This window comes from Streptomyces sp. NPDC018019, assembly GCF_044327805.1.
In the GTDB taxonomy this organism is placed as follows: domain Bacteria; phylum Actinomycetota; class Actinomycetes; order Streptomycetales; family Streptomycetaceae; genus Streptomyces.
The window spans coordinates 179,064-201,346 of the sequence record NZ_JBIRGD010000002.1 but is presented as its reverse complement, the minus strand read 5'-3'; the positions used below and the strand labels follow the sequence as shown (position 1 = coordinate 201,346).

Below are 22,283 nucleotides of genomic sequence, written 5' to 3'. Positions count from 1 at the left end.
ACATCAAGACGCTATTGGATCAGGGGACCGGGCTGCGTACTATGCGCCGTAGTTGATCGATCAAAGACCGGCATGTCGGATTCCGTGTCCCGGCCGACCGTGCCGCACCGATGCCTGAGAGGTGGTCAGGAGTGGGACCCGAGCTGACCGTGCCGCCGACCTACTCGCCCCTTCCGCCCGCCGTCCACCCCCGGCACCTGGAGATCGAAACCCGGACGACCGAGTGGGCGGAACGTTTCTCCATAGGCTCCGACGAACTGCGCGGCCGCCTGGTCACCCACGGGATCGGCGGCTTCGCCGCCCGCGTCCTGCCCGACGGCCGCGAGGAGGTCGTCTCCCTCCTCGCGGACTTCGTGCTGTGGCTCTTCGGCGTCGACGACGGCTGCTGCGAGGAGAGCGACCTCGGCCACGACCCGGGGGAGCTGACGGGTGTGCTGCACCGGCTGCTGCGCGTCGCGCAGAACCCCGAGGCGCCGACCCTGCCGGGCGACAGCCTCGCCGAGGGACTGCGCGACCTGCGGCACCGGGTGTCCCGGTACGGCACCGCCGGCCAGGCCGCGCGCTGGATCGACGCCCTGCGCGAGTACTTCTTCTCCGTCGTGTGGGAGGCGTCCTACCGGCGTGCCGGCACCGTGCCGAGCCTGCCCGACTACACCCTGATGCGCCTGTACGACGGCGCCACCTCGGTCGTCCTGCCGATGCTGGAGATGGGGCACGGCTACGAACTCCAGCCGCACGAGCGCGAGCACACGTCCGTGCGCGCCGCGGCCGAGATGGCCTCCTTCATCATCACCTGGGACAACGACATCTTCTCCCACCACAAGGAGAGCCGGGGGGCGGGCTACTACCTCAACGTCCTGCGCGTCCTCCAGAACGAGTACGCCATCTCGCAGGACGAGGCCCTGACCACGGCGATCGCTCAGCGGGACCGCGTGATGACGCTGTTCATGCGGCTGTGCGCGCACCTGCGGCAGCAGGCCAGCCCGCAGCTGCGTCAGTATCTGCACAACCTGGGCACGTTCATCCGCGGCTCCCAGGACTGGGGCATCACCTCCCTGCGCTACACCACCCCGGACGACCCGGCCCGGCTGCCCTCGACGCTGTGCACCACGCCCACCGACGACAGCCGCGCGCCCCTGGACATCCCCGTCATCTCCTGGTGGTGGGGCCTGGTCCCGGACGACGACGCGACGCCGTACGAGAGGGAAGCGGGAGCGCGTACGCCTGCCTGGGCGGCTTCGACCACTGCCTGAGCCCGGCCGCGCGCTGAACCCGGACACGCCTCCGCCGAGCGCTACTCCGCCGGGTCGTCCGGCCGTTCGCCGAGCCGGTTCCGGCTGGTCAGCGAGCGCTGGAGGTGGCTGAGCGCGCTGCTCCACGACCGCTTGCGCAGGGCGGCGTGTGCTGCGTTGGCGCCCGGGGCACCGTGCACGCCGCCGCCCGGATGTGCCCCGGCCGAGGCCAGGTACAGGCCCTTGACCGGCGTCTCCGGGCGCCCGGTGCCCGGCACCGGGCGGAAGACGAGCTGCTGGTGCATGGCGGTCGTACCGCCGTTGATGGCGCCGCCGTACAGGTTGGCGTCGAGTGCCTGGAGGGTGGGCGGCGCGAGGATCCGGCGGGCCCGGATGCGGTCGCGGAAGCCCGGCGCGTACCGCTCCACCTGCTCCTCCAACCGGTCCGCCATTGCCTGCCGCTCGCCGTCGTGCCAGGCGCCGGTGAGGCCGGCGTCCCCGGCGTCCCCGCGGACGTCGTGCGGTACGTGGGTGTAGGCCCAGGCCGATTCGGTACCGGCCGGTGAACGGGTGGCGTCGGCTGTGGTCATCTGCCCGAAGAGGGCGAACGGCCGGTCCGGGACCCGGCCGGCCGCCAGCTGCGCGGCGAACCGGGTCAGTTCGTCCACGCCGTCGGCCAGGTGCACCGTGCCCGCGGTCGCCGCCTCGGGCGCGGTCCAGGGCACCGGGCCGTCCAGCGCCCAGTCGACCTTGAACGTCGCGAAGTCCCACTCGAAGCGGCGCAGGTCCGCCAGCAGCCGGGTGGGCAGGTGCCGGCGGTCCACCAGCTCGCCGTAGAGGGACGGTACCGAGACGTCCGCCAGTACGGCCCGGCCCGCCGGCACCGTCTCGCCGCCCGCGGTGCGCACCGCCACGGCACGGCCCGACCGTACGACGACCTCGGTGACGCGTTCACCGCAGCGCAGCACGCCGCCGCGCCCCTCCAGCCGCCGCACCAGGGCCTCGGTCAGCGCGCCCGCGCCGCCGACCGGCACCGGAAAGCCGTACGCCTGGGCGAGCATGGACATCAGCCAGCCGAAACCGCCGCTGCCCGAGGCCTCCGGCGCGAGGTCGGCGTGCAGGGCGTTGCCCGCGAGCAGCAGCCGGCCGCCCTCGCCGCCGAACTCCTCGTCCCCCAGCCGCCGTACGGGCAGCACCAGCGTGCGGGCCAGCCGCAGGCCGCCCGCGCTGTGCAGCCGGGCGGCGAGCCGGGCCGTGGCGCGCACCGGCGGGAACGGGGTGAACAGGGCGTTCAGCACGTCCGGGCCGACCAGGTCCCAGATGGCGCAGAGCCGCCGCCAGGCGTCGCCGTCGCCCGCGGCGAACCGGTCCAGCCCGTCGGCGGTGGCCGGCACGCGGCGTTCCAGCACCGCGCACCGGCCGTCGGCCAGCGGGTGCGCCAGGACCCGGGGCGCGTGGCTCCAGCGCAGCCCGTGGTCCTCCAGGCGCAGCGCGGCGAGCACGGGGGAGGCGGCGGCCAGCGGGTAGAAGGAGCTGCACAGGTCGCTGACGTAGTCGGGGTGGACGCCGCGGTCGCTGCGGACCGCGCCGCCCGCCTCCGGCTGCGCCTCCAGGACCTCCACGCGCCAGCCCGCGTCGGCCAGCAGGTTGGCGGCCACCAGCCCGTTCGGCCCGGCCCCGATCACCACTGCGTCCGGCATCGCCGTCTCCTGTCCGCCGGCGGGCCGGTCCCCGGGTGCTCGCCGGAGCCGGACGCGCGGCACCGCGACCAGGCCCGGGACATCAGACTGTCTCGCCCGCCTGCCTCGGACTGCTCTCCACGACCTTCGCCAGCCGGCCGAGCATGCTGCGGTGCCGGATCTGGAGCAGGGCGTCCAGCGCCGCGTTGTGCAGCAGGCCGCCGGGCCCCCGCAGCGGGTGTTCATCCATGATGACCAGGCTGTCCTCTCCCCAGGGGCGGATCTCGACGGCGATCCTGGCCGTGCCCAGCGCACCGCTGTCGGCCTCCAGTTCCAGTTCCCTGGGCGGCTCGCACCGCCGTACGACGGTCTCGCCGTCCAGCGTCCACGGGCCCACCCGCACGGAGTAGGTGATCGTGGAGCCCACCTGCGGCCAGTCGCCCTCGCCGGGCTCCGTCCGGTACGGGCCGACCACCCAGTCCTTGTACCGCGAACCGTCGGCGAGGATCGCCCACACCGCATCGGGGTGCCGCTTGATCAGCTGATGCCGTACGGCCATGCGGTCTCCAGCGTCGGGTGAGGAACCGGTCGGCAGTGTCCGCATGCCAGCCTAGAGCCATTTGCCGGATTCGTCGCTTCGGGGCGGTATGCCCGGGAACTTCCGGCGCTCCGGGGTTACGTTGGTCGTCCCACCCGGCCCTTCCCAGCGTGCGGAGACCGCCCCGTGAGCCACCACCTCCCCCTGCGCGGGCGCACCGCCGTGATCACCGGCGCCGCGCGGGGCCTGGGCGCGCACCTGGCGCGTTCACTCGTACGGCGGGGCGCCGAGGTGGCCCTGCTCGGCCTGGAGGAGGACGAGCTGGAGCGGGTCGCGGCCGGGCTGCCGGGACACGCCGTCCACTGGCCGGTGGACGTGACCGACGAGGACGCGATGGACCGCGCCGCCGCGCTCGTGCAACGCCGCTTCGGGCCGCCGTCCGTCGTCGTCGCCAACGCCGGGGTGGTGGCGGGCGGGCCCTTCCTCGACACCGATCCGGCCGTCTGGCGCCGGGTGGTCGAGGTCAACCTGATCGGCAGTGCGGTCACCGCCCGCGCCTTCCTGCCCGCACTCCTGAGCACCCGCGGCTACCTGCTCCAGATCGCCTCCCTCGCGGCCCTCGGCCCGGCACCGATGCTCTCCGCGTACTGCGCCTCCAAGTCCGGGGTCGAGACCTTCGCGCAGGTGCTGCGCGCCGAGCTGGCGCACCGCGGCGTGGGCGTCGGGATCGGCTACCTGAGCTGGGCGGACACCGAGATGGTGCGGGCCTCCGACCGTCGCGCCGTGATGCGGGAACTGCGCGCCCACCTGCCGTGGCCCGCCTCGAAGACCTACGACGCCGGGCCGGTGGCCGACCGCCTGGTGCACGGCATCGAACGGCGGGCCGCCGCGGTCTACGCACAGCCGTGGCTGCGCGCGGGCCAGGCGCTGCGCGCCGTCCTGCCGGGGATCGTGACCGAGGGCTCCCGCCGCGCGTTCCCGCGCCTGGCCGGCCGCGCCGATCTCACGGCGACCGGGCTGCTCGGGCCGGGCGGCCGGGCGGCCGAAGCGTCCGGCGACTGCCGCGGCTGAGGTCCCGGGGTGCCCGGACAGCGGCTCCGGCCGTGCGCCGTTCCTCCGAACGGCTGGTCCGGCCGCGGCCGTTCGGCGCAACCGGCGCGGCGGGTGTGCCGTGCCCGGGACAGGCTCGGGGCATGGATCACGCATCGGCTGCCCGGGCGCGGCTCGGGCTCGCGTTCGTACTGGCGGCGGCCGGGGTGGCCGCCGCGCTGACCCCCGGCGCCACCGCCCAGGACCGTACCGGAACCCCGGCCGCGCACCGGGCCCCCGCCACCGCGCCGCCCGCCGCCGGGGACGGTGGCGACGACGCCGCCGAGGAGCCCGGAACCGCGCGGGCCGGCCGTACGGTCTCCGCCTGGCTGCCCTACTGGGGCGACACCCGAGGCGCCTACCGCGACGCCCTCCAGCACGCCGCGCAGCTGCACACCGTCAGCCCCTTCTGGTACCGGGCCACCTCCGCCACCACGCTCAAGAGCCAGCCGGGCGCGGGGGACAATCGGGTCATCGCCGGACTGCACAAAGCCGGCATCAAGGTGGTGCCGACCGTCAACGAAGCCATGAACGCCGACGCGATGGCCGCCCTGTTCCACGACCGGGCCCGCCGCGGCGCGCACATCGCGGCGCTGCTGCGGCTGGTGGCCTCGCGCGCGTACGACGGCATCGACCTCGACTACGAGACCATGGCGACCACGGGCACGCCCCAGATGCGGGACCGCGTGCGCACCGGCTACGCCCGGTTCGCCGACGAGCTGTGCGCCAAGCTGCACGCCAGGGGCAAGACATGCGTCATCACGGTCATGGCCCGCACCGCCGGCTCCGGCAAGGCGTACGACTACGTCCGCCTCGGCAAGGCCGCCGACCGCGTCCGGATCATGGGCTACGACCTGCACTGGGCCGGGGGCTCCCCGGGCCCGCTGTCCTCGCTCGCCTGGTACGAGGAGTTCCTGCGCTACGCCACCCGGACCGTGCCGCGCGACAAGCTGGAAGTGGCCTTCCCCGGTTACGGCTGGGACTGGACCCAGGGCGTCAAGGCCCGCGCCAAGCACCTGACCTGGAAGGAGGCGGAGGCGCTGCGCCGCAGCAAGGGTGTCGCCTACCGCTTCGACGCCAAGTCCGGCACGCCGCACTTCACGTACAAGGAGGGCCGGGCCGTGCACCACGTCTGGTACCAGGACGCGCGTGGCGTGGCGGCGCACCTGCCGCTGCTGAGGAAGTACGGCGTGCGGAACAGCGGCCTATGGGCGCTCGGGTTCGAGGACCCGCGCTTCTGGGAGGTGCTGCGCGGCGAGTAGCCGCAGTGCCGCCTCGGACGGCGAACCAGCCCGCGCGCTGAACATCAGCAGGCCCTGCCCGGAGCCGTCCTGCGTCTGCATCAGCTCGAAGTCCAGCTCCATCGCGCCGACCAGCGGATGGTGGAAGCGCTTGGCGCCGTAGGTGCAGTGGCTGACCGCGTGCCGGGCCCACAGGGTGCTGAATTCGGGGCTCTTCATGGACAGTTCACCGATCAGCTCGGCCAGCCGCGGGTCGTCCGGGTACTGCCCGGCGGCCATGCGGAGCGCGGCGACGGCCCGCCGGGTCTCCGTCTCGCGGTCCGGGTACAGCTCGCGGGTGTGCGGGTCGAGGAACAGCAGCCGCTGGGTGTTGGGGCGGTCCAGCGGCCGCCCGGGGCTGTCCGGGTCCAGGTGCCCGGCCAGCAGCGTGTGCCCCAGCGGGTTCCACGCCAGCACTTCGAAGCGCCGGTCGAGCGCCACGGCCGGCACTCCGTCGAGGGCGGCGAGCAGCTGGAGCATTCCGGGGCGCGCCTTGTCGGGCCGTACGGCCGGGCGGCGGCGCGCCCCGGCCGGGCGGGCGAGGTCGCGCAGGTGCGCGTGTTCGTCCGGGGTGAGCCGCAGGGCGCGGGCGAGCGCGTCCAGCACCCCGTCCGAGGCGTTGTGGCTCTGGCCCTGTTCGAGCCGGGTGTAGTACGCGACGCTCACCCCGGCCAGCTGGGCCAGTTCCTCGCGGCGCAGACCCGGTACGCGGCGCCGACCGCCGTAGGAGACCAGGCCGGCGTCCTCCGGCCGGAGGCGGGCGCGGCGGGTCCTGAGGAAGTTGCCCAGTTCGGCAGGTGTGTCCATGCCGGTCAGTGTCGTACACCGGGGCGCGGGGTGCCTGACCCTGCCGGTACCAGGATGCGGACGAGAGGCGGTTCCCTCAGGGATACCGACCGCTTAGTATGCCGATGGCCGCGGGGTCGCCGCCCCGCGCTCCCCGCGTACCCGAGGTCTGTGGAGGCACCAGTGAAGGCATGGCGCGTACACGCGAACGGCGAGCCTCGCGAGGTGATGCGGCACGGAGAAGTGCCGGACCCGCAGCCCGGACCGGGGCAGCTGCTGCTGCGCGTACGGGCCGCGAACGTCAACTTCCCCGACGCGCTGCTGTGCCGCGGTGAATACCAGATACGCCCGCCGTTCCCGTTCACGCCGGGCGTGGAGATCTGCGGCGAGGTGCTCGCCGCGGGCGAGGGCGCGACCGCGGACGTGGGCGCCCGGGTGCTGGCCCAGCCCCCGCTGCCGCACGGCGGCTTCGCCGAACTGGCCCTGGCCGACGCGGCGGCGGTCCGCCCCGCACCGGACGCCCTGGACGACGCGGAGGCCGCCGCGCTGCACATCGGCTACCAGACCGGCTGGTTCGGCCTGCACCGCCGGGCCCGGCTCCAGGCCGGCGAGACCCTTCTCGTGCACGCGGCGGCGGGCGGCGTCGGCAGCGCCGCCGTCCAGCTCGGCAAGGCGGCGGGCGCGCGGGTCATCGGCGTGGTGGGCGGCGCCGCCAAGGCGGCCGTCGCCCGCGAACTCGGCTGCGACCTGGTGCTGGACCGGCGCACCGACGACATCGTGGCCGCCGTCAAGGAGGCGACCGGCGGCCGGGGCGCGGACGTGGTCTACGACCCGGTGGGCGGCGACGCGTACGCCAAGTCCGTCAAGTGCGTGGCCTTCGAGGGCCGGATCGTGGTCGTCGGTTTCGCCAGCGGCGCCGTACCGACCCCCGGCCTCAACCACGCCCTGGTGAAGAACTACACGATCCTGGGCCTGCACTGGGGCCTGTACGCCACCAAGGACCCGGCCGCGGTCGACGCCTGCCACGAGGAACTGGCCAAGCTGGCCGCACAGGGCGTCATCAAGCCGCTGATCGGCGGCCGGGTGCCGCTGTCCGGCGCCGCCGAAGCGGTGCAGCGGGTCTTCGACGGCACCACCACCGGCCGCCTGGTCATCGTCCCCGGACTGGAGGACGCGTGATGGCCGAGAAGACCACGGAGGCCGGGCCCCTGGACGCCGACGGGCTGCGCCGCCGCACCGCCGACCTGCTCGCCGCCCATCCGCCGGGCGGCACCGACCCGCTCGACTTCCTGCGGGCCCGCTTCGACGCCGGGCTGGCCTGGATCCACTTCCCCCGGGGCCTGGGCGGGCTCGACGCGCCGCGCGCGCTCCAGGCCGTCGTGGACGCCGAGTTGGAGGCGGCGGGCGCCCCGGACAACGACCCGCGCCGCATCGGCATCGGCCTGGGCATGGCTGCGCCCACCATCCTCCGCTTCGGCACGGACGAGCAGAAGCAGCGCTTCCTGCGCCCCCTGTGGACCGGCGAAGAGGTCTGGTGCCAGCTGTTCAGCGAGCCCGGCGCCGGATCGGACCTGGCCGCGCTCGCCACCCGTGCGGTACGGGACGAGAACGGCACCGACTGGGTGGTGGACGGCCAGAAGGTCTGGACGTCCGGCGCCCACCAGGCCCGCTGGGCGATCCTCATCGCCCGCACCGATCCGGAGCTGCCCAAGCACCGCGGCATCACCTACTTCGTGTGCGATATGACCGACCCCGGCGTCGAGGTACGGCCGCTGCGCCAGATCACCGGCGAGGCCGAGTTCAACGAGGTCTTCCTGACGGGCGTACGGATTCCCGACGCACACCGCCTCGGCGACGTCGGGGAGGGCTGGAAGGTCGCGCAGACCACGCTGATGAACGAGCGGGTGGCGATCGGCGGCGCCCGCCAGCCGCGCGAGGGCGGCATGATCGGCGTCGCGGCCCGGGCCTGGCGCGAGCGCCCCGGAGCCCGCACCCACGACCTCCACCAGCGGCTGCTGCGCCTGTGGGTGGACGCCGAGGTCGCCCGCCTGACGGGGGAGCGGCTGCGCCAGCAGCTCGCCCAGGGGCAGCCCGGTCCCGAAGGCAGCGGCCTGAAGCTGGCGTTCGCCCGGCTGGCCCAGCAGATCAGCGGCTGGGAGGTGGAGTTCCTGGGCGAGGAGGGGCTGGCGTACGACGACTGGACGCTGCGCCGCCCCGAGGGCGTGGACTTCACCGGACGCCAGGCCGGCTACCGCTATCTGCGGGCCAAGGGCAACTCCATCGAGGGCGGCACCTCCGAGGTGCTGCTGAACATCGTGGCCGAACGCGTCCTGGGCCTGCCGCCCGAGCCGCGCACCGACAAGGACGTCGCCTGGAAGGACCTTCCCCGATGACCGCTCCGAGCGGGGCCCCGGCCCCCACCGAACCGGCCCCCGCGCAGCCCGGCGCCGACCCGGACCTCCTCTACTCGGAGCCCGAACAGGACCTGCGGGCCGCCGTCCGCTCGCTGCTCACCGACCGCGGCGGCCCGGCCGCGGTCCTCGCGGACCTGGAGAGCGGCCGGGCGTACGACACCGGGCTGTGGCGCTCGCTGGCCACGGACATGGGCACGGCCGGACTGCTGGTACCGGAGAAGCTCGGCGGGCAGGGCGCGAGCGCCCGTGAGGCCGCCGTCGTCCTGGAGGAGCTGGGCCGCGCGGTGGCTCCGGTGCCGTACCTGACCAGCGCGGTGCTGGCGGTGACGGCGCTGCTCGGCTGCGGGGCGGACCGCCCGGACGTGGCCGCTTCCCTCGCCGCGCTCGCCGAGGGGCGCAGCGTCGGGGTGCTCGCCGTGCCGCTGCCGACGGCCCCGGGCGCGCTCCCGGAGCCGTCCGTACGGGCCGCCGCGGACGGCGCGCTGACCGGTGAGGTGACCGGCGTCGCGGACGCCGCCGCGGCGGACGTACTGCTCGTACCGGCCGACGGCCCGTACGGATACGCGCTGTACGCCGTGGACGCGACGGCCGACGGCGTGCGGACCGGGCCGGGCATCCCGCTCGACCTGACCCGGGTACCGGCCCGGATCACCCTCGACCGGGCCGCCGGGCGGCTGCTGGCCGGGCCGGAGACGGCCCGGGCGGCGGTGACCGGGGCGCTGCTGACCGGGGCGGGGCTGCTCGCCTCCGAACAGCTCGGCCTCGCCGAGTGGTGCCTGGCCGAAACCGTCCGGCACACCGCTCAGCGCACCCAGTTCGGCCGTCCCGTCGGCTCCTTCCAGGCACTCAAGCACCGGATGGCCGCCCTCTGGCTGGACGTCGCCTCGGCCCGCGCGGCGGCCCGCAACGCCGCCGACGCGCTGGCCACCGGCAGCCCGGACGCCCCGGTCGCGGTGGCGGTCGCCCAGGCGTACTGCGCGCCCGTCGCGGTGCGCGCCGCCGAGGAGTGCATCCAGCTGCACGGCGGCATCGGCATGACCTGGGAGCACCCCGCGCACCTGTTCCTCAAGCGCGCCAAGACCGACGAGACCGCCCTCGGCACACCGGGGCGGCACCGCGCGGCGCTGGCGGAACTGGTGGACATCCCGGCCCCGTAACCGCGCGCCACACCCCGTACCCCCGCCCCGTCCGGCCGGTTCCGCACCGGTCCGGACGGGGCGCCGTCGTATGCGCACCCGCAGGGCCTGACCAGTCGGTCAGTCAACTGACCGATCGGTTAGTCTGTGGGCGGTTCGATCACCCGCACGCCGCACCCGGCGTGCGGTGCGAGGCATGCGACAAGAAGGGGACACGGAATGGAGCGCACGACGTGCTGCGTGGTGGGCGGCGGACCGGCCGGGATGATGCTGGGGCTCCTGCTGGCCCGCGCGGGGGTGGAGGTGACCGTCCTGGAGAAGCACGCGGACTTCCTGCGCGACTTCCGCGGGGACACGGTGCACCCCTCCACCCTGCGCCTGCTCGACGAACTCGGCCTGGGCGAACGGTTCGCGCGTCTGCCCGCCAGCCGCCTGGAGGAGGTGCGGATGCGCCTCGGCGACCGGACCGTGGTGGCGGCCGACCTGCGCCGCCTGCCCGGTCGCCACAAGTACATCGCCATGGTCCCGCAGTGGGACTTCCTCGACCTCCTGGCGAGCGCCGCAGCCGCCGAACCCTCCTTCACGCTGCGTATGCGCGCCGCCTGCACGGGGCTGCGCACCGACGGCGGGCGGGTCACCGGGGTGCGCTACCGGGACGAGCACGGCGCCGAGCACGAACTGGCCGCCGCCCTCACGGTGGCCTGCGACGGCCGCGACTCCCGGGTGCGCGAACTGGCCGGACTGCGGCAGCGCCGGTTCGACGTGCCGATGGACGTGTGGAACGTACGGGTGCCCGGCCCGGCGGGCGGGCCGGAGGACGGCCGGGTCTTCATGCGGGCGGGCGACGGGCAGTTCGCGGTCACCATGGACCGGGGCGACTACTGCCAGACCTCCTACCTGATCAAGAAGGGTACGGACGCCGCACTGCGCGCCCACGGCATCGAGTGGTTCCGTGACCGGCTCGGCACCCTCTTCGGCTGGGGCCCCGAGGTGACGGACGCGATCGGCTCGTGGGACGACGTCAAACTGCTCGACGTGACGATGGGCCGGCTGCGCCGCTGGTACCGGCCCGGCCTGCTCTGCCTCGGCGACGCCGCCCACACCATGTCGCCGACCGGCGGCGTCGGCGTCAACCTCGCGGTGCAGGACGCCGTCGCGGCGGCCCGCCTCCTGGCCGGACCGCTGCGCCGCGGCACGGTCGGCGTGCACGACCTGGCCCGGGTGCAGCGGCGGCGGCAGCTGCCCGCCGCCGTGGTCCAGAAGTCGCAACGGGCCGAGCACGAGGCGCTGCTGCGCCCGGCCCTGGACGGCACGCTCGACCCGGACCGCCTGCCGGTGCCGCTCCGCCTGCTGCAACGGCTGCCGCTGCTGCGGACGGTGACGGGCTATCTCGGCGGCATCGGCATCCGGCCCGAGCACGCGCCGGCCTTCGCGCGGGGCTGACGGGGCCGGTTGCGGCCTCGCTCCTACCGGTCGCGGCGCGTGATGGCGTCCAGGGTGAAGGTCTCCAGTTCGTCGGCCGCCGCGTCGAGGTCGTACTCGGGGTGGGCGAGCCAGTGGGAGACGACGCCGTCGATCGCGCCGCCGATCGCGAGCGCCACCGTGCGGGCGTCGAAGTCCCGCATCTCGCCCGCCTCCTGGCCGGCCGTCAGCAGGGAGGCCAGCTCCTGCCACCGGTTGTTGGTGTCGTGCGAGCCCGGCGTCTTGAGCCGGGTGCCGCCGTGGTCGTCGAGCAGCATCTCGGTGATGACGCGCACATGCCGACGGTTGGCCCGCTGGTAGCCGATCATCGCGCGGACGTAGGCGACGACGGCGGCCCGCGGGCCGGCCGCCCGGTCCACCCGCTCCCGTACGTACGCGGTGAACTCCGCCAGCACGTGCGCGAGGGCGGCCTGGGTCAGGTTGTCCTTGGAGGAGAAGTGGTACAGCACGGCGGCCTTGGAGATGCCGGCCCGCTCGGCGATCGCGGCGAGCGAGGTGGCCGGGTATCCCCGGGTGGAGATCAGCTCGATGGTGCAGTCCACGAGCTGCCGGCGCCGCGCCTGCTCGGTGAAGGTCGGGGTACCGTCCGCCCGTGGGGCCATTGCGTCGCCACCCTTGCCTTTCCTCGCACACCGGTCGGCACCCGACGGTACACGGGGGGCGGCTACCCGATGAGGCCGAGGGGGCCGCTGACGTCGTGTTCCGCGCCGTCCTGGGTGGTCAGCTCCACCGTGTAGGAGGTGCCCGGCGGCACCGTCGGGAGGGTGGCCAGCGCCTCGCCCGTCCGTTTGTCGCCCGCCTTCGGTGCGACCAGCGAGAGCCGTTCGTGCCCGCCGGAAGGCGTGCGGGCGCTCAGCCAGACGTCCACCTCCTTGCCGGTGGTGTTCGTCCACTGCACGAGGAGGCTGCCCGCCACCTTCGCGCTGGCGCCCGCGGCCGGCCGCGTCACCTTCAGGGCCGGGGCGGCGGCGGACGGAGCGGCGGCCGGCCCGACCGTGAGGGCGGCCGCCGCGGCGGTGGTGGCGGCCGAGACGGCTATCGTCCTGGCTTTGGCCGTACGCATGATGACCTCCGTTGCGTTCGGGGGCGGTCGCAGCTGAGCGTGCCCGCGCGGCGAGATCATCAACGGGACCGGCGCGACGGCCACCGCACCGGCGGCCCATGAGGGGACAAGGCGCCGCGCCTGCGGGACACTGGGTCCGCGCGGCGGTGCCGCCTCCGGTGGGTCCGCCGCGGTGCGCCCGTTATGTATCCGTTATGTGTCGAAAGTCTAATTCGGGTAGCGTCGTACCCATGAAGATCGCAACCCGGCGCTCCCCGGCCTCCGGAGCGGCGTTCCTCCAGCGCCCCCGGACCGGTCCGGCGCTCGTCCTGGCGACCGTTCTGCTGGCCGTGCTCACCGCCGTGGCTCCCGGCGCGCGGGCTGCCGGCGGGCTCGACGCGGCTGCGGCGGCCCTGAAGGAGGGCCCGGTGTACGTGGATCCGCGGGCGTCCGGCGAGCTGCCGGCCGCCGACGCGGAGGCCCTCGCCAAGAAGATCAAGGACTCCGGGAAGCCGGTCTTCGTCGCGGTGCTGCCCAAGGCCGCCGAGTACCGGCCCAGCACCCTCCTCAGCGATCTGCGGACCAAGACCGGCATCAGCGGTGTCTACGCCGTCGAACTCGGAGACCGGTTCAACGCCGGCGCCGACGCCCGCGTGATGTCGCACAACTCCGTACGCAACCTCGTCGGCGCCGTCCAGCGCTCCGGCTACGGCACCACCAAGGAGCGCCTGAACAGCTTCGTGGACACCGCGACGCAGCAGGCGTCCGGCCACGCGCCGGCCTCCTGGGGCGGCGACGGCGCCGGGGTGAGCACCGGCGCGCTCGTCGGCCTCGGCGCGCTGGTGGTCATCGGCGGCGGTGGCGCCTTCGCGCTGCACCGCCGCAACAAGAAGAAGCGGGCCGAGGAGGAGCGGGCCGCGCTGGAGCAGCTGCGCGTTGTCGTGGACGAGGACATCACCGCCTTCGGCGAGGAACTGGACCGCCTCGACTTCCACCCCGGCGAGCCCGGCGCCGACGACGCGATGCGCGCCGACTACACCCACGCGCTGGACGCGTACGAGAACGCCAAGGCGGCGATGGCCGGCGCCGAGCGCCCCGGCGACGTGGAGCAGGTCACCAGGGCCCTGGAGGACGGCCGGTTCGCGCTGGCCACCCTGGCCGCGCGGCGCGCGGGCGAACCGCTGCCCGAACGCCGGGTGCCGTGCTTCTTCGACCCGCGGCACGGCCCGTCCGTCGCCGACGCCCAGTGGGCGCCGAACGGTGCGGCGCCGCGCACGGTCCCGGTATGCGCCGCCGACCGCACGCGCCTGGAGGAGGGCCAGGAGCCGATGGCCCGCACGGTGCAGACCGAGTACGGACAGCGTCCGTACTGGGACGCCGGACCGGCCTACGGCCCCTGGGCGGGCGGCTACTTCGGCGGCGGCATGCTGCCCGGCCTGCTCATGGGCACCATGCTGGGCAGCGTCCTGATGGGCCCGTCCGCCTACGCCTCCGACTTCGGCGGCGGCCCGTCGGGAGCCGAAGGCGGCGACGTGTCCGGCGCGGACTTCAACCCGGACGACTTCTCCGGCGGCTTCGGCGGCGGTGATTTCGGGGGCGGTTCCGGCGACAGCGGCGGGGGCTTCGGCGGCGGGGACTGGTGACGGCGCCCTCGCCGGCGGTGCCGGGGGAGGCTACCGGCTGACGGTGGCCTCCCGTATCCGCTTCGCGCCCAGGAACCGCGCGTACCGGGCCCGCTCCGCGAAGTCCGCGTACGACCACACGGCGGGCCGCCCGGCCTCCTTGCACAGGTGCAGCACCCGGTCGGGGCAGAGGTGCACGCCGACGTGCGCCCCGTACCCCGCGGGCCGTCCCGGCACCGCCCCGGCGTCGAAGAGCACCAGGTCCAGCGGGCGCGGCGGCGCGGCCCGCACGGTCGCCCGGGTGTCCGCCCACAGCTCCGCGGACCGCAGCGGCGGCACCGCGCGCCCGTGGTGGCGCAGCACGGCGTACGCGTAGAGCTGGCAGTTCGCCCCGGCCGTCACGTCGTACGGGTGGCGGCCCGGCAGCGGGGCCGCGCCGGGGTGCCGGGCGCCGTCGTACGGCACGTCCCGCAGGGCGGCGGGCAGCCACGACAAGGGGTCGGCGGGCATCCGCCCATGATGCCGGGTGCTCGTCGCACGGGGGTGCCGGGGACTCCGTTTCTTACATGCTGTTTAATTGCCTGCGCTTTGCAACAACAGACGATCTTCAGCAGGGGAGTGGGCATGACGGCCCGGTCGATACGGTCAGCGGCCGCCGCCGCACTGGCGGGCACCATGGTGTTCGGGGCGGCGGCCTGTTCGACGCCGTCCGGCGGCAAGGGCGGCGGGGCCGGCGCCCAGGACTCCGCCGTGGTGGGCATCGCCTACGAGCCGGAGTCGCTGAGCCCGCTGCTGGGTTACGGCAAGGACGGCAACTCCAAGATCTTCGACGGGCTGCTCACCCACGACGCGGACATGAAGCTCAAGCCCGCGCTGGCCGCGAAGCTCCCCGAGGTCTCCGACGACGGCAGGACGTACACCTACACGCTGCGTGACGGCGTCACCTTCAGCGACGGCAAGCCCTTCACCGCCGACGACGTGGTCTTCACCTACGAGACCATCCTCGACGAGAAGACCAACAACGCCTCCAAGGCCGAACTGGACGCCCTGGAGAAGGTCGAGAAGAAGGACGCCCGCACCGTCGTCTTCCACCTCAAGTACGCCTACGCGCCGTTCGCCGAACGCACCGTCCTGCCGATCGCCCCCCAGCACATCGCGGGCAAGCAGGACGTGAACACCGGCTCCTTCACCACGCACCCGGTCGGCACCGGCCCGTACATCCTCACCAACTGGTCCAAGGGCGAGAAGCTCTCCTTCAAGGCCAACCCGCACTACTGGGGCGGCGCGCCCAAGGTGAAGAACTTCACCATGGCGATCATCAAGGACGACGACGTGCGCGCCACCCGGCTGCGCTCCGGCGACCTCGACGGCGCCATCCTGCCGCCCAACCTGGCCGCCACCTTCAAGTCCGCCGAGGGCATGAAGACCCTGACGGCCAAGACGTTCGACTACCGCAACGTCACCCTGCCCACCGCGGGCGAGGTCACCGGCGACAAGGCGGTCCGGCAGGCCCTGGACATCGCCGTGGACCGCAAGGTCATGGTGGACGGCATCCTCGACGGCGCCGGCAAGCCCGCCTACGGGCCGGTGCCGACCGACAGCCCCTGGTTCGCCAAGGGCACCGAGCGCACCCACGACCTGAAGAAGGCCGAGCAGATCCTCGACGACGCCGGCTGGAAGAAGGGCGAGGGCGGCATCCGCGCCAAGGACGGCCGGCCCGCCTCCTTCAAGCTCTGGTACCTCGCCGGCGACAAGCTGCGCCAGGAGCACGCGCTCGCCTTCGCCTCCGACGCCAAGAAGGCCGGCATCGAGGTCAAGGTCGAGTCCGGTCCCTGGGAGGCCATCCAGCCCCACATGAAGACCGACGCGGTCCTCGCGGGCGGCGGCAGCCCCGCCGACCCGGACTTCGACCAGTACCTGCTGCTGCACTCCTCGCTCGCCGGCGACGGCTTCAACAACATGTCGCGCTACGACAACCCCAAGGTCGACAAGGCGCTGGTGGACGCCCGCCGCACCGACGACAAGGCCGCGCGCAAGGCCGGATACGACACCGTCCAGCGTGAACTCGTCGAGGACCCGGCGTACATCTTCCTCACCCACATCGACCACCTGTACGTGGTCAAGGACCGCTGGAAGGACCTCACCACCCAGGTCGAGCCGCACGACCACGGCCTGGCCTCCGGCCCGTGGTGGAACGTAGAGGACTGGCAGCCCGCCACGTGAGCCGCCTCGCACAGCTGCCCTGGGGGCCGATGGCGCGGATGACGGGACGGCGGGCGCTGCTCGCCGTGCCGGTCCTCCTCGCCGTCACCCTCGGCGTGTTCGCCGTCGCCGCCGCCGCGCCCTTCGACCCCGTCAAGGCGTACGCCGGCACCGCCGGCCTGACCGCCTCGCAGGAGAACCTGGACCAGCTCCGGCACAACCTCGGCGTCGACCAGCCGCTGCTCGGCCGCTGGTGGCACTGGCTGACCGGTGCCCTCACCGGCGACCTCGGCGACTCCGCGACGCTGCGCGCCCCCGTCTCGCAGGTGATCGGCGAACGTATCGGCTGGTCGGTACTGCTGTGCGCCCTGGCGTTCGTGATCGCGATCCTCGTGGGCACACTGCTCGGCGTCCTGGCGGCCCGGCGGCGCGGTTCGCTGCTCGACCGCGCCGTCACCTCCGCCGCGTACACCCTGGAGGCCGCGCCGCCGTTCTGGCTCGGACTGCTGGCCGTCTGGCTGTTCGCGCTCAAGCTGGGCGTGCTGCCGGCCGGCGGGCTGACCGACACCGGCAGCGACGTCGCCACGGCCGGGCAGATCGCGCGCCACGTCGTCCTCCCGGCCCTGGTGCTCGCCGTCTCCCAGCTCCCGTGGTTCGTGCTCTACGTACGGCAGGGGGTCGGTGACGCCCTGGAGGAGGACCCGGTGCGCGGCGCGCGGGCCCGCGGGCTGAGCGAGCGCACCGTACTGCTCCAGCACGCCCTGCGCTCCGGTCTGCTGCCGGTCCTCACCCTGATCGGCTCACGGGTACCGGAACTGATCACCGGCGCGCTGCTGGTGGAGACCGTCTTCAGCTGGCCGGGCATCGCCGCGGCCACCGTCGAGGCGGCGACCAGCGTGGACTTCCCGCTGCTGGCGGCGCTGACGGTGCTCGCCACCGCCGCCGTACTGGTCGGCAACCTGCTCTCCGACCTGTTGTACGGACTCGCCGATCCGAGGGTGGGCTTCGATGGCTGACACCGTGGACACGACCCGCAAGAGGGCCGGGACACCCGGCGGCACGGAGTGGCACCGCCGCGCCGCGCGGCGGGACGGCCGCGGCAACCGCACCCTGCGCGTCCGCACCTCCGCCGTCCTGGTGACGGCGGTCGTCCTGGCGGTCGTCGTCGTGCCCCTCCTGGTCCCCCTGGACCGGCAGGCCGTCGATCTCGCCGCCAAGCTCCAGGCCCCCTCCCTCGCCCACCCCTTCGGCACCGACGAGGTGGGCCGCGACCTGCTGCTGCGCTGTGTGTACGGCCTGCGCGTCTCCCTGCTGGTCGGTGTGGTCGCGGCGCTTGCCGCCACCGTCATCGGCACCGCGGTCGGCGCGCTGGCCGGGGCGCTCGGCGGCTGGGCGGACCGCGGTGTGATGCGCGTCGTGGACCTCTTCTCCTCCGTGCCCCACCTGCTGCTCGGCATCTTCATCGTGGCGATGTTCCGGCCCGGCGTCTGGCCCGTGATCATCTCGGTGGCGCTGACCCACTGGCTCTCGACCGCCCGGATCGTGCGGGCCGAGGTGCTCTCGCTGCGCTCCCGCCCGTACGTCGACGCGGCCGTCTCCGGCGGCGCCTCACGGTGGCGGGTCACCGTGCGCCACCTGCTGCCGGGTGTCCTTCCGCAGGCCGGACTGGCCGCCGTCCTGATGGTGCCGCACGCCATCTGGCACGAGTCCGCGCTGTCCTTTCTGGGGCTCGGGCTGCCCGCCCACGAGGCGAGCCTGGGCAACATGGTCAACGGCGCGCGCAGTTCGCTGCTCGCCGGCGACTGGTGGCCGACCCTCTTCCCCGGCCTGTTCATCATCGTCCCCACGCTCGCCGTCGCGGGCCTGGCCGGTGCTTGGCGCGAACGCATCAACCCGCGCCGCCGATCGGAGCTGATGCTGTGAACCCGCCGCCCCGGGACACCGTCCCCGCCGGGCCCGGACCGGACGCCGGCCGCCCCGTGCTGTCCGTCCGCGGCCTGTCCGTGCGCTTCCGGATGCGCGGCGGACGGCATGTCGCCGCCGTCACCGACGCGTCCTTCGACCTCGCGCCCGGCCACTGCCTGGCCCTCGTCGGCGAGAGCGGCTGCGGCAAGTCCGTCCTGGCCTCCGCGCTGCTCGGCCTGCTCCCGGGCAACGCCGAGACCGCGGGCACCGCCCACCTCGACGGCGTGGAACTGCTCACCGCCACCGAACGCGAGCTGTCCCGCTCGGTACGCGGCCGCCGCATCGGCCTCGTACCGCAGAGCCCCGCCGCCCACCTCACCCCCGTACGGACCGTGCGGGCCCAGCTCGAAGAGACCGTCCGGGAACTCACCGACACGCCCAAGCAGGAGCTGCGGGCCGCCGCCGAACGGGCCGCCGAGCGCGCCGCCTTCCCCGCCGGCCACCTCGACCGCCATCCGCACGAACTCTCCGGCGGCCTGGCCCAGCGCGCCGCGACGGCCCTGGCGCTGGTCGGCGACGCCCCGCTGCTGCTCGCCGACGAACCGACGACCGGCCTCGACCGCGACCTCGTGGACCGTACGGTCGACGAACTGCGCCGCCACATCGACGCGCCCGGGGACGACCGAGGCGGCCCCGGGCGGGCGCTGCTGATGATCACCCACGACCTGGCGGCGGCCGAACGGATCGCCGACCGGGTGGCCGTCATGTACGCCGGCCGGATCGTCGAACTCGCCGACGCGGCGGACTTCTTCGGCACCCCCGGACCCCGCCACCCGTACGCCCGCGGCCTGCTCGACGCCCTCCCGGACCGCGCCTTCACCCCCATCCCCGGCATGCCGCCGGAACTGGGCGACCTCCCGCCGGGCTGCGCCTTCGCCGCCCGCTGCGACCGGGCCACGGACGTGTGCACGGCCACCGTGCCCGCACGGTCCGGCGGCACCGCCTGCCACCACCCGCTGGAGACGCCGTCGGCCGCCGCACACGGAGGAGTGCCCGGTGCTTGAACTGCGCTCGATCACCGCGGGGTACGACCGCGGCCGGCCCGTCGTCCGTGACGTGTCGCTCGGCATCGCGCCCGGCGAGGCCGTCGGGCTGCTCGGCCCCAGCGGCTGCGGCAAGTCGACGCTGGCCCGGGTCGCCGCGCTCCTGCACCGCCCCGACGCCGGCACCGTCGTCCTCGACGGCCGGCCCGCCGCCGGCTACCGCCACCGGGCCACCCGCGCCCAGCGCACCGCGTACGGCGTGGTCTTCCAGCAGCCCCGGCTGTCCGCCGACCCCCGCCTGCGCCTCGCCGACCTGATCACCGAACCGCTGCGGGCCACCGGCCGCCGCCCCGAGATCCCCGGCCGCCTCGCCGAACTCGCTCCCGCCGTCGGCCTCTCCGCCGACCTGCTGTCCCGCCGCCCCCACGAGGTCAGCGACGGTCAGCTCCAACGCGCCTGCCTGGCCCGCGCCCTGGTCCTGCGGCCCCGCTGGCTCATCTGCGACGAGATGACCGCCATGCTCGACGCCTCCACGACGGCCGCCCTGGTGTCGGTGGTCGAGCAGTACCGCAGCGAGTCGGGGGCGGGACTGCTGGCGGTGGGGCACGACCGGGTGCTGTTGGAGCGGTGGTGCGACCGGACGGTGGGGTGGGGAGAGCTGAACGGCGGCTGAGTGAGCGCCCGGCCCGGCGCGGCCGGTACGCCCCGTTGTCAGTGCCCGCTGCGATAGTTGGGGCAGTCCGGGGTTCCGGACTGCGGCCGGGTTCGGGGGCCGTGCGGTGCTGTCGTATGCCGCGTCCGAGAAGGAGCCGCTGATGTCCGTCCGCAGGGTCGTGCCCGATATCCGTTCGCAGGCCATGGAGGAGAGCCGGGAGTTCTACGGGCTGTTCGGGTTCGAGGAGGTCATGAACCAGGGGTGGGTCATGACGCTCGCTTCGCCGGAGAACCCCACCGCGCAGGTCACCTTCGTGGCCGAGGGCCGCGGCGCGCCCGACACCCTGCCCGACATGAGCGTCGAGGTGGACGACGTGGACGCCGTGTACGCGGCGGTGCTCGCCAGTGGGGCGGCCGTCGTGCTGGAGCTGCGGGACGAGGAGTGGGGGGTGCGGAGGTTCTTCGTGCGGGATCCGAACGGGCGGGTGGTGAATGTACTGAGCCATCGTTGACCCGGAGACGGGGGAGGCGCGTCGGGCGTCACGCCGAGCCGTACCGTTCCGCGATCCGGTGGCGGGCGGCCTTGCCCGTGCCGGTGCGGGGGAGGTCCGGGGCGAGCACGGCGGTGCGGGGGATCTTGTACGTGGCCAGCCGGCCGGTCAGGGAGGCGAGGACCTCGTCCGGGTCGAGGGTGACGCCCGGCGCCGGCACCAGGACCGCGCGGCCGACCTCGCCCCATTCCGCGTCGGGCACCGGGATCACGGCGCAGTCGGCGACCCCGGGGTGGGCCAGCAGCGCGTGCTCCACCTCGGCCGGGTAGACGTTCTCGCCGCCGGAGATGATCACCTCTTTGATGCGGTCCACGACGGTCAGTCCGCCGTCGGCGCCGACACGCGCGGCGTCCCCCGTGCGCAGCCAGCCGTCCGCGAGGGCGGCCGCGCTCTCCGCCGGGCGGTTCCAGTAGCCGGCCATCACGTTCGGGCCGCGGACGAGCAGTTCGCCGGTCTCTCCGGGGGCGGCGTCGGCTTCGGTGCCGGGTCCGGCGGCGCCTGGGGGGAGCGGGGCGGGGCCGGACGGGGCGGCGTGCGCGGGGCGGGTCACGCGGACGTCGGTGAAGAAGTGCGGCACACCGGTGTGCCCGGGGCCGCTGCCGGTGTGCCCGGGGTCCCCGCCGGTGTGCTCGTGGTGCGTCAGCAGGACGCCCGGGGCCGCCTCCGTCAGGCCGTACCCCTGGCGCAGCGTGAGCCCCCGCCGCTCGTACGCGGCCGGCAGGGCCTCGGGCACCGGCGCGCCGCCGCACACCAGGGTGCGCAGCGACGACAGGTCGGCGTGCGGCCACCGCGGGTGGGCGGCGATCCGCCGGTACATGGTGGGGACGCCGAACAGGGACGTGACGCGGTGCCGCTCGACCGCGTCCAGCGCCGCGCCCGCGTCGAAGGACTCCATCAGCACGCACGTACCGCCCTTCAGCAGCACCGGCAGGGCCTGCATGCCCAGCGCCGCGGCGTGGTAGAGCGGCGCGGCGACCAGGGCGACCTCGTCGGCCGTCAGGTCCTCGTCGATCAGGACGTGGACGGCGTTCCACGTGAGGTTGGCATGGGTCAGGACGGCTCCCTTGGGGCGGCCGGTGGTGCCGGAGGTGTAGAGGATGAGGCAGGGGTCGTCGGCCGCCACCGCCGCGCCGAGCGGCGGTTCCGGCCGGTGGCACGGGCCCCGCTCGCCCGGTGCCTCGCCGCCCGGCTCCTCCCCGTCCGGTGCTTCCCCGTACGGCCCGGTGACGTCGTCCACGCCGATGGTCACCACCCCGGCGATGTCCGCACCCCCTGAGCAGCGCCCGGACCGCAGCAGCACCCGGGCCCCGCAGTCCGCCAGCTGCCAGGCCAGCTCCGGCGGCGTCAGCCGTACGTTGAACGGGACGAACACCGCGCCCAGCAGACCGGCGGCGAACAGGGACGCCAGGAAGCCGGGCCGGTTGGGGCCGAGGAATCCCACCCGGTCGCCCGCGCGCACGCCGTGGTCCCGCAGGACGCGGGCGATGCGGGTGGTGTGCCGGTGGAGACCGGCGTAACTGATCCGCGTCCCCTCGTGGATCACCGCCGTGCGGTGCGGGGTGCGCCGGGCCCGTCGTGCGGTCCAGGCGCCGATGCCTTCGTTGCGCATGTGCTGTTCCTGCCCGTCC

Annotated in this window: 21 protein-coding genes; 14 read left to right on the top strand and 7 right to left on the bottom strand. The window is 74.5% G+C overall.

What is annotated here, in order from left to right; genetic code table 11:
• The first annotated feature begins 131 nt into the window (after positions 1–131).
• Complete coding sequence (locus ACH4FX_RS04130) at positions 132–1,253, top strand: selina-4(15),7(11)-diene synthase (RefSeq protein ID WP_398474919.1); 1,122 nt, start codon at positions 132–134, stop codon at positions 1,251–1,253.
• A 41-nt stretch (positions 1,254–1,294) separates the two neighbouring features.
• On the opposite strand, the gene ACH4FX_RS04125 is transcribed toward ACH4FX_RS04130, so the two are convergent.
• Together ACH4FX_RS04125 and ACH4FX_RS04120 are read right to left on the bottom strand one after the other, a co-directional pair.
• On the bottom strand, positions 1,295–2,932 hold the full coding sequence (locus tag ACH4FX_RS04125) for a phytoene desaturase family protein (protein WP_398474917.1): 1,638 nt from the start codon (positions 2,930–2,932) through the stop codon (positions 1,295–1,297).
• An 82-nt stretch (positions 2,933–3,014) separates the two neighbouring features.
• Entirely contained in the window at positions 3,015–3,470 is a 456-nt protein-coding gene (locus ACH4FX_RS04120) for an SRPBCC family protein (RefSeq protein ID WP_398474915.1), read from the bottom strand.
• A 165-nt stretch (positions 3,471–3,635) separates the two neighbouring features.
• On the opposite strand from ACH4FX_RS04120, the gene ACH4FX_RS04115 reads away from it, so the two are divergent.
• Positions 3,636–4,520 (top strand): SDR family oxidoreductase, encoded by an 885-nt coding sequence (locus ACH4FX_RS04115; RefSeq protein WP_398474913.1) that lies wholly within the window; start codon positions 3,636–3,638, stop codon positions 4,518–4,520.
• A 122-nt stretch (positions 4,521–4,642) separates the two neighbouring features.
• On the top strand, positions 4,643–5,800 hold the full coding sequence (locus ACH4FX_RS04110; protein ID WP_398474911.1) for a glycosyl hydrolase family 18 protein: 1,158 nt from the start codon (positions 4,643–4,645) through the stop codon (positions 5,798–5,800).
• On the opposite strand, the gene ACH4FX_RS04105 is transcribed toward ACH4FX_RS04110, so the two are convergent.
• Positions 5,744–6,625, bottom strand: coding sequence for a helix-turn-helix domain-containing protein (locus ACH4FX_RS04105; RefSeq protein WP_398474909.1), 882 nt, complete (start codon positions 6,623–6,625; stop codon positions 5,744–5,746). The two genes, ACH4FX_RS04110 and ACH4FX_RS04105, sit on opposite strands and share 57 nt — an antisense overlap.
• A 162-nt stretch (positions 6,626–6,787) precedes the next feature.
• Between ACH4FX_RS04105 and ACH4FX_RS04100 the strand changes: the two genes are divergently transcribed.
• The 4 genes from ACH4FX_RS04100 to ACH4FX_RS04085 all read left to right on the top strand — a co-directional run bounded on the left by ACH4FX_RS04100 (position 6,788) and on the right by ACH4FX_RS04085 (position 11,597).
• Positions 6,788–7,783: an NADPH:quinone oxidoreductase family protein gene (locus ACH4FX_RS04100; protein WP_398474907.1), complete on the top strand. Its 996-nt coding sequence runs from the start codon at positions 6,788–6,790 to the stop codon at positions 7,781–7,783.
• Positions 7,783–8,997, top strand: a complete 1,215-nt coding sequence (locus tag ACH4FX_RS04095) for an acyl-CoA dehydrogenase family protein (RefSeq protein ID WP_398474905.1) — start codon at positions 7,783–7,785, stop codon at positions 8,995–8,997. The genes ACH4FX_RS04100 and ACH4FX_RS04095 overlap by 1 nt, the downstream gene beginning before the upstream one ends.
• The gene (locus ACH4FX_RS04090) at positions 8,994–10,175 is read left to right on the top strand and encodes an acyl-CoA dehydrogenase family protein (RefSeq protein WP_398474903.1); all 1,182 of its coding nucleotides are present in this window, start codon (positions 8,994–8,996) and stop codon (positions 10,173–10,175) included. The genes ACH4FX_RS04095 and ACH4FX_RS04090 overlap by 4 nt, the downstream gene beginning before the upstream one ends.
• Before the next feature lie 198 nt (positions 10,176–10,373).
• Positions 10,374–11,597 (top strand): FAD-dependent oxidoreductase, encoded by a 1,224-nt coding sequence (locus tag ACH4FX_RS04085; RefSeq protein WP_398474901.1) that lies wholly within the window; start codon positions 10,374–10,376, stop codon positions 11,595–11,597.
• Positions 11,598–11,620: 23 nt separating this feature from the next.
• Here ACH4FX_RS04085 and ACH4FX_RS04080 read toward each other — a convergent pair whose 3' ends face one another.
• Together ACH4FX_RS04080 and ACH4FX_RS04075 are read right to left on the bottom strand one after the other, a co-directional pair.
• Positions 11,621–12,238 carry a TetR/AcrR family transcriptional regulator gene (locus ACH4FX_RS04080; protein ID WP_398474899.1) on the bottom strand — a complete coding sequence of 206 codons (618 nt, stop codon included), beginning with the start codon at positions 12,236–12,238 and terminating at the stop codon, positions 11,621–11,623.
• A gap of 62 nt (positions 12,239–12,300) precedes the next feature.
• Positions 12,301–12,699, bottom strand: coding sequence for a hypothetical protein (locus ACH4FX_RS04075; RefSeq protein WP_398474897.1), 399 nt, complete (start codon positions 12,697–12,699; stop codon positions 12,301–12,303).
• A gap of 230 nt (positions 12,700–12,929) precedes the next feature.
• Here ACH4FX_RS04075 and ACH4FX_RS04070 point away from each other — a divergent pair, with 230 nt between their 5' ends.
• Complete coding sequence (locus ACH4FX_RS04070; protein ID WP_398474895.1) at positions 12,930–14,321, top strand: hypothetical protein; 1,392 nt, start codon at positions 12,930–12,932, stop codon at positions 14,319–14,321.
• A 30-nt stretch (positions 14,322–14,351) separates the two neighbouring features.
• Here ACH4FX_RS04070 and ACH4FX_RS04065 read toward each other — a convergent pair whose 3' ends face one another.
• Complete coding sequence (locus tag ACH4FX_RS04065) at positions 14,352–14,810, bottom strand: cell wall hydrolase (RefSeq protein ID WP_398474893.1); 459 nt, start codon at positions 14,808–14,810, stop codon at positions 14,352–14,354.
• 114 nt (positions 14,811–14,924) lie between these two features.
• On the opposite strand from ACH4FX_RS04065, the gene ACH4FX_RS04060 reads away from it, so the two are divergent.
• From ACH4FX_RS04060 to ACH4FX_RS04035, 6 genes are all read left to right on the top strand, one after another.
• Entirely contained in the window at positions 14,925–16,523 is a 1,599-nt protein-coding gene (locus tag ACH4FX_RS04060) for an ABC transporter substrate-binding protein (RefSeq protein ID WP_398474891.1), read from the top strand.
• Positions 16,524–16,552: 29 nt separating this feature from the next.
• On the top strand, positions 16,553–17,518 hold the full coding sequence (locus tag ACH4FX_RS04055) for an ABC transporter permease (protein WP_398475500.1): 966 nt from the start codon (positions 16,553–16,555) through the stop codon (positions 17,516–17,518).
• Entirely contained in the window at positions 17,511–18,425 is a 915-nt protein-coding gene (locus tag ACH4FX_RS04050; protein ID WP_398474889.1) for an ABC transporter permease, read from the top strand. Before ACH4FX_RS04055 ends, ACH4FX_RS04050 begins: the two co-directional genes overlap by 8 nt.
• A 92-nt stretch (positions 18,426–18,517) precedes the next feature.
• Complete coding sequence (locus ACH4FX_RS04045; RefSeq protein ID WP_398475498.1) at positions 18,518–19,471, top strand: ABC transporter ATP-binding protein; 954 nt, start codon at positions 18,518–18,520, stop codon at positions 19,469–19,471.
• Positions 19,464–20,123, top strand: coding sequence for an ABC transporter ATP-binding protein (locus tag ACH4FX_RS04040; RefSeq protein ID WP_398474887.1), 660 nt, complete (start codon positions 19,464–19,466; stop codon positions 20,121–20,123). Before ACH4FX_RS04045 ends, ACH4FX_RS04040 begins: the two co-directional genes overlap by 8 nt.
• A gap of 142 nt (positions 20,124–20,265) precedes the next feature.
• Positions 20,266–20,616, top strand: coding sequence for a VOC family protein (locus ACH4FX_RS04035; RefSeq protein ID WP_398474885.1), 351 nt, complete (start codon positions 20,266–20,268; stop codon positions 20,614–20,616).
• A gap of 28 nt (positions 20,617–20,644) precedes the next feature.
• On the opposite strand, the gene ACH4FX_RS04030 is transcribed toward ACH4FX_RS04035, so the two are convergent.
• Positions 20,645–22,264, bottom strand: coding sequence for a long-chain fatty acid--CoA ligase (locus tag ACH4FX_RS04030; RefSeq protein ID WP_398474883.1), 1,620 nt, complete (start codon positions 22,262–22,264; stop codon positions 20,645–20,647).
• Between the last annotated feature and the right edge of the window lie 19 nt (positions 22,265–22,283).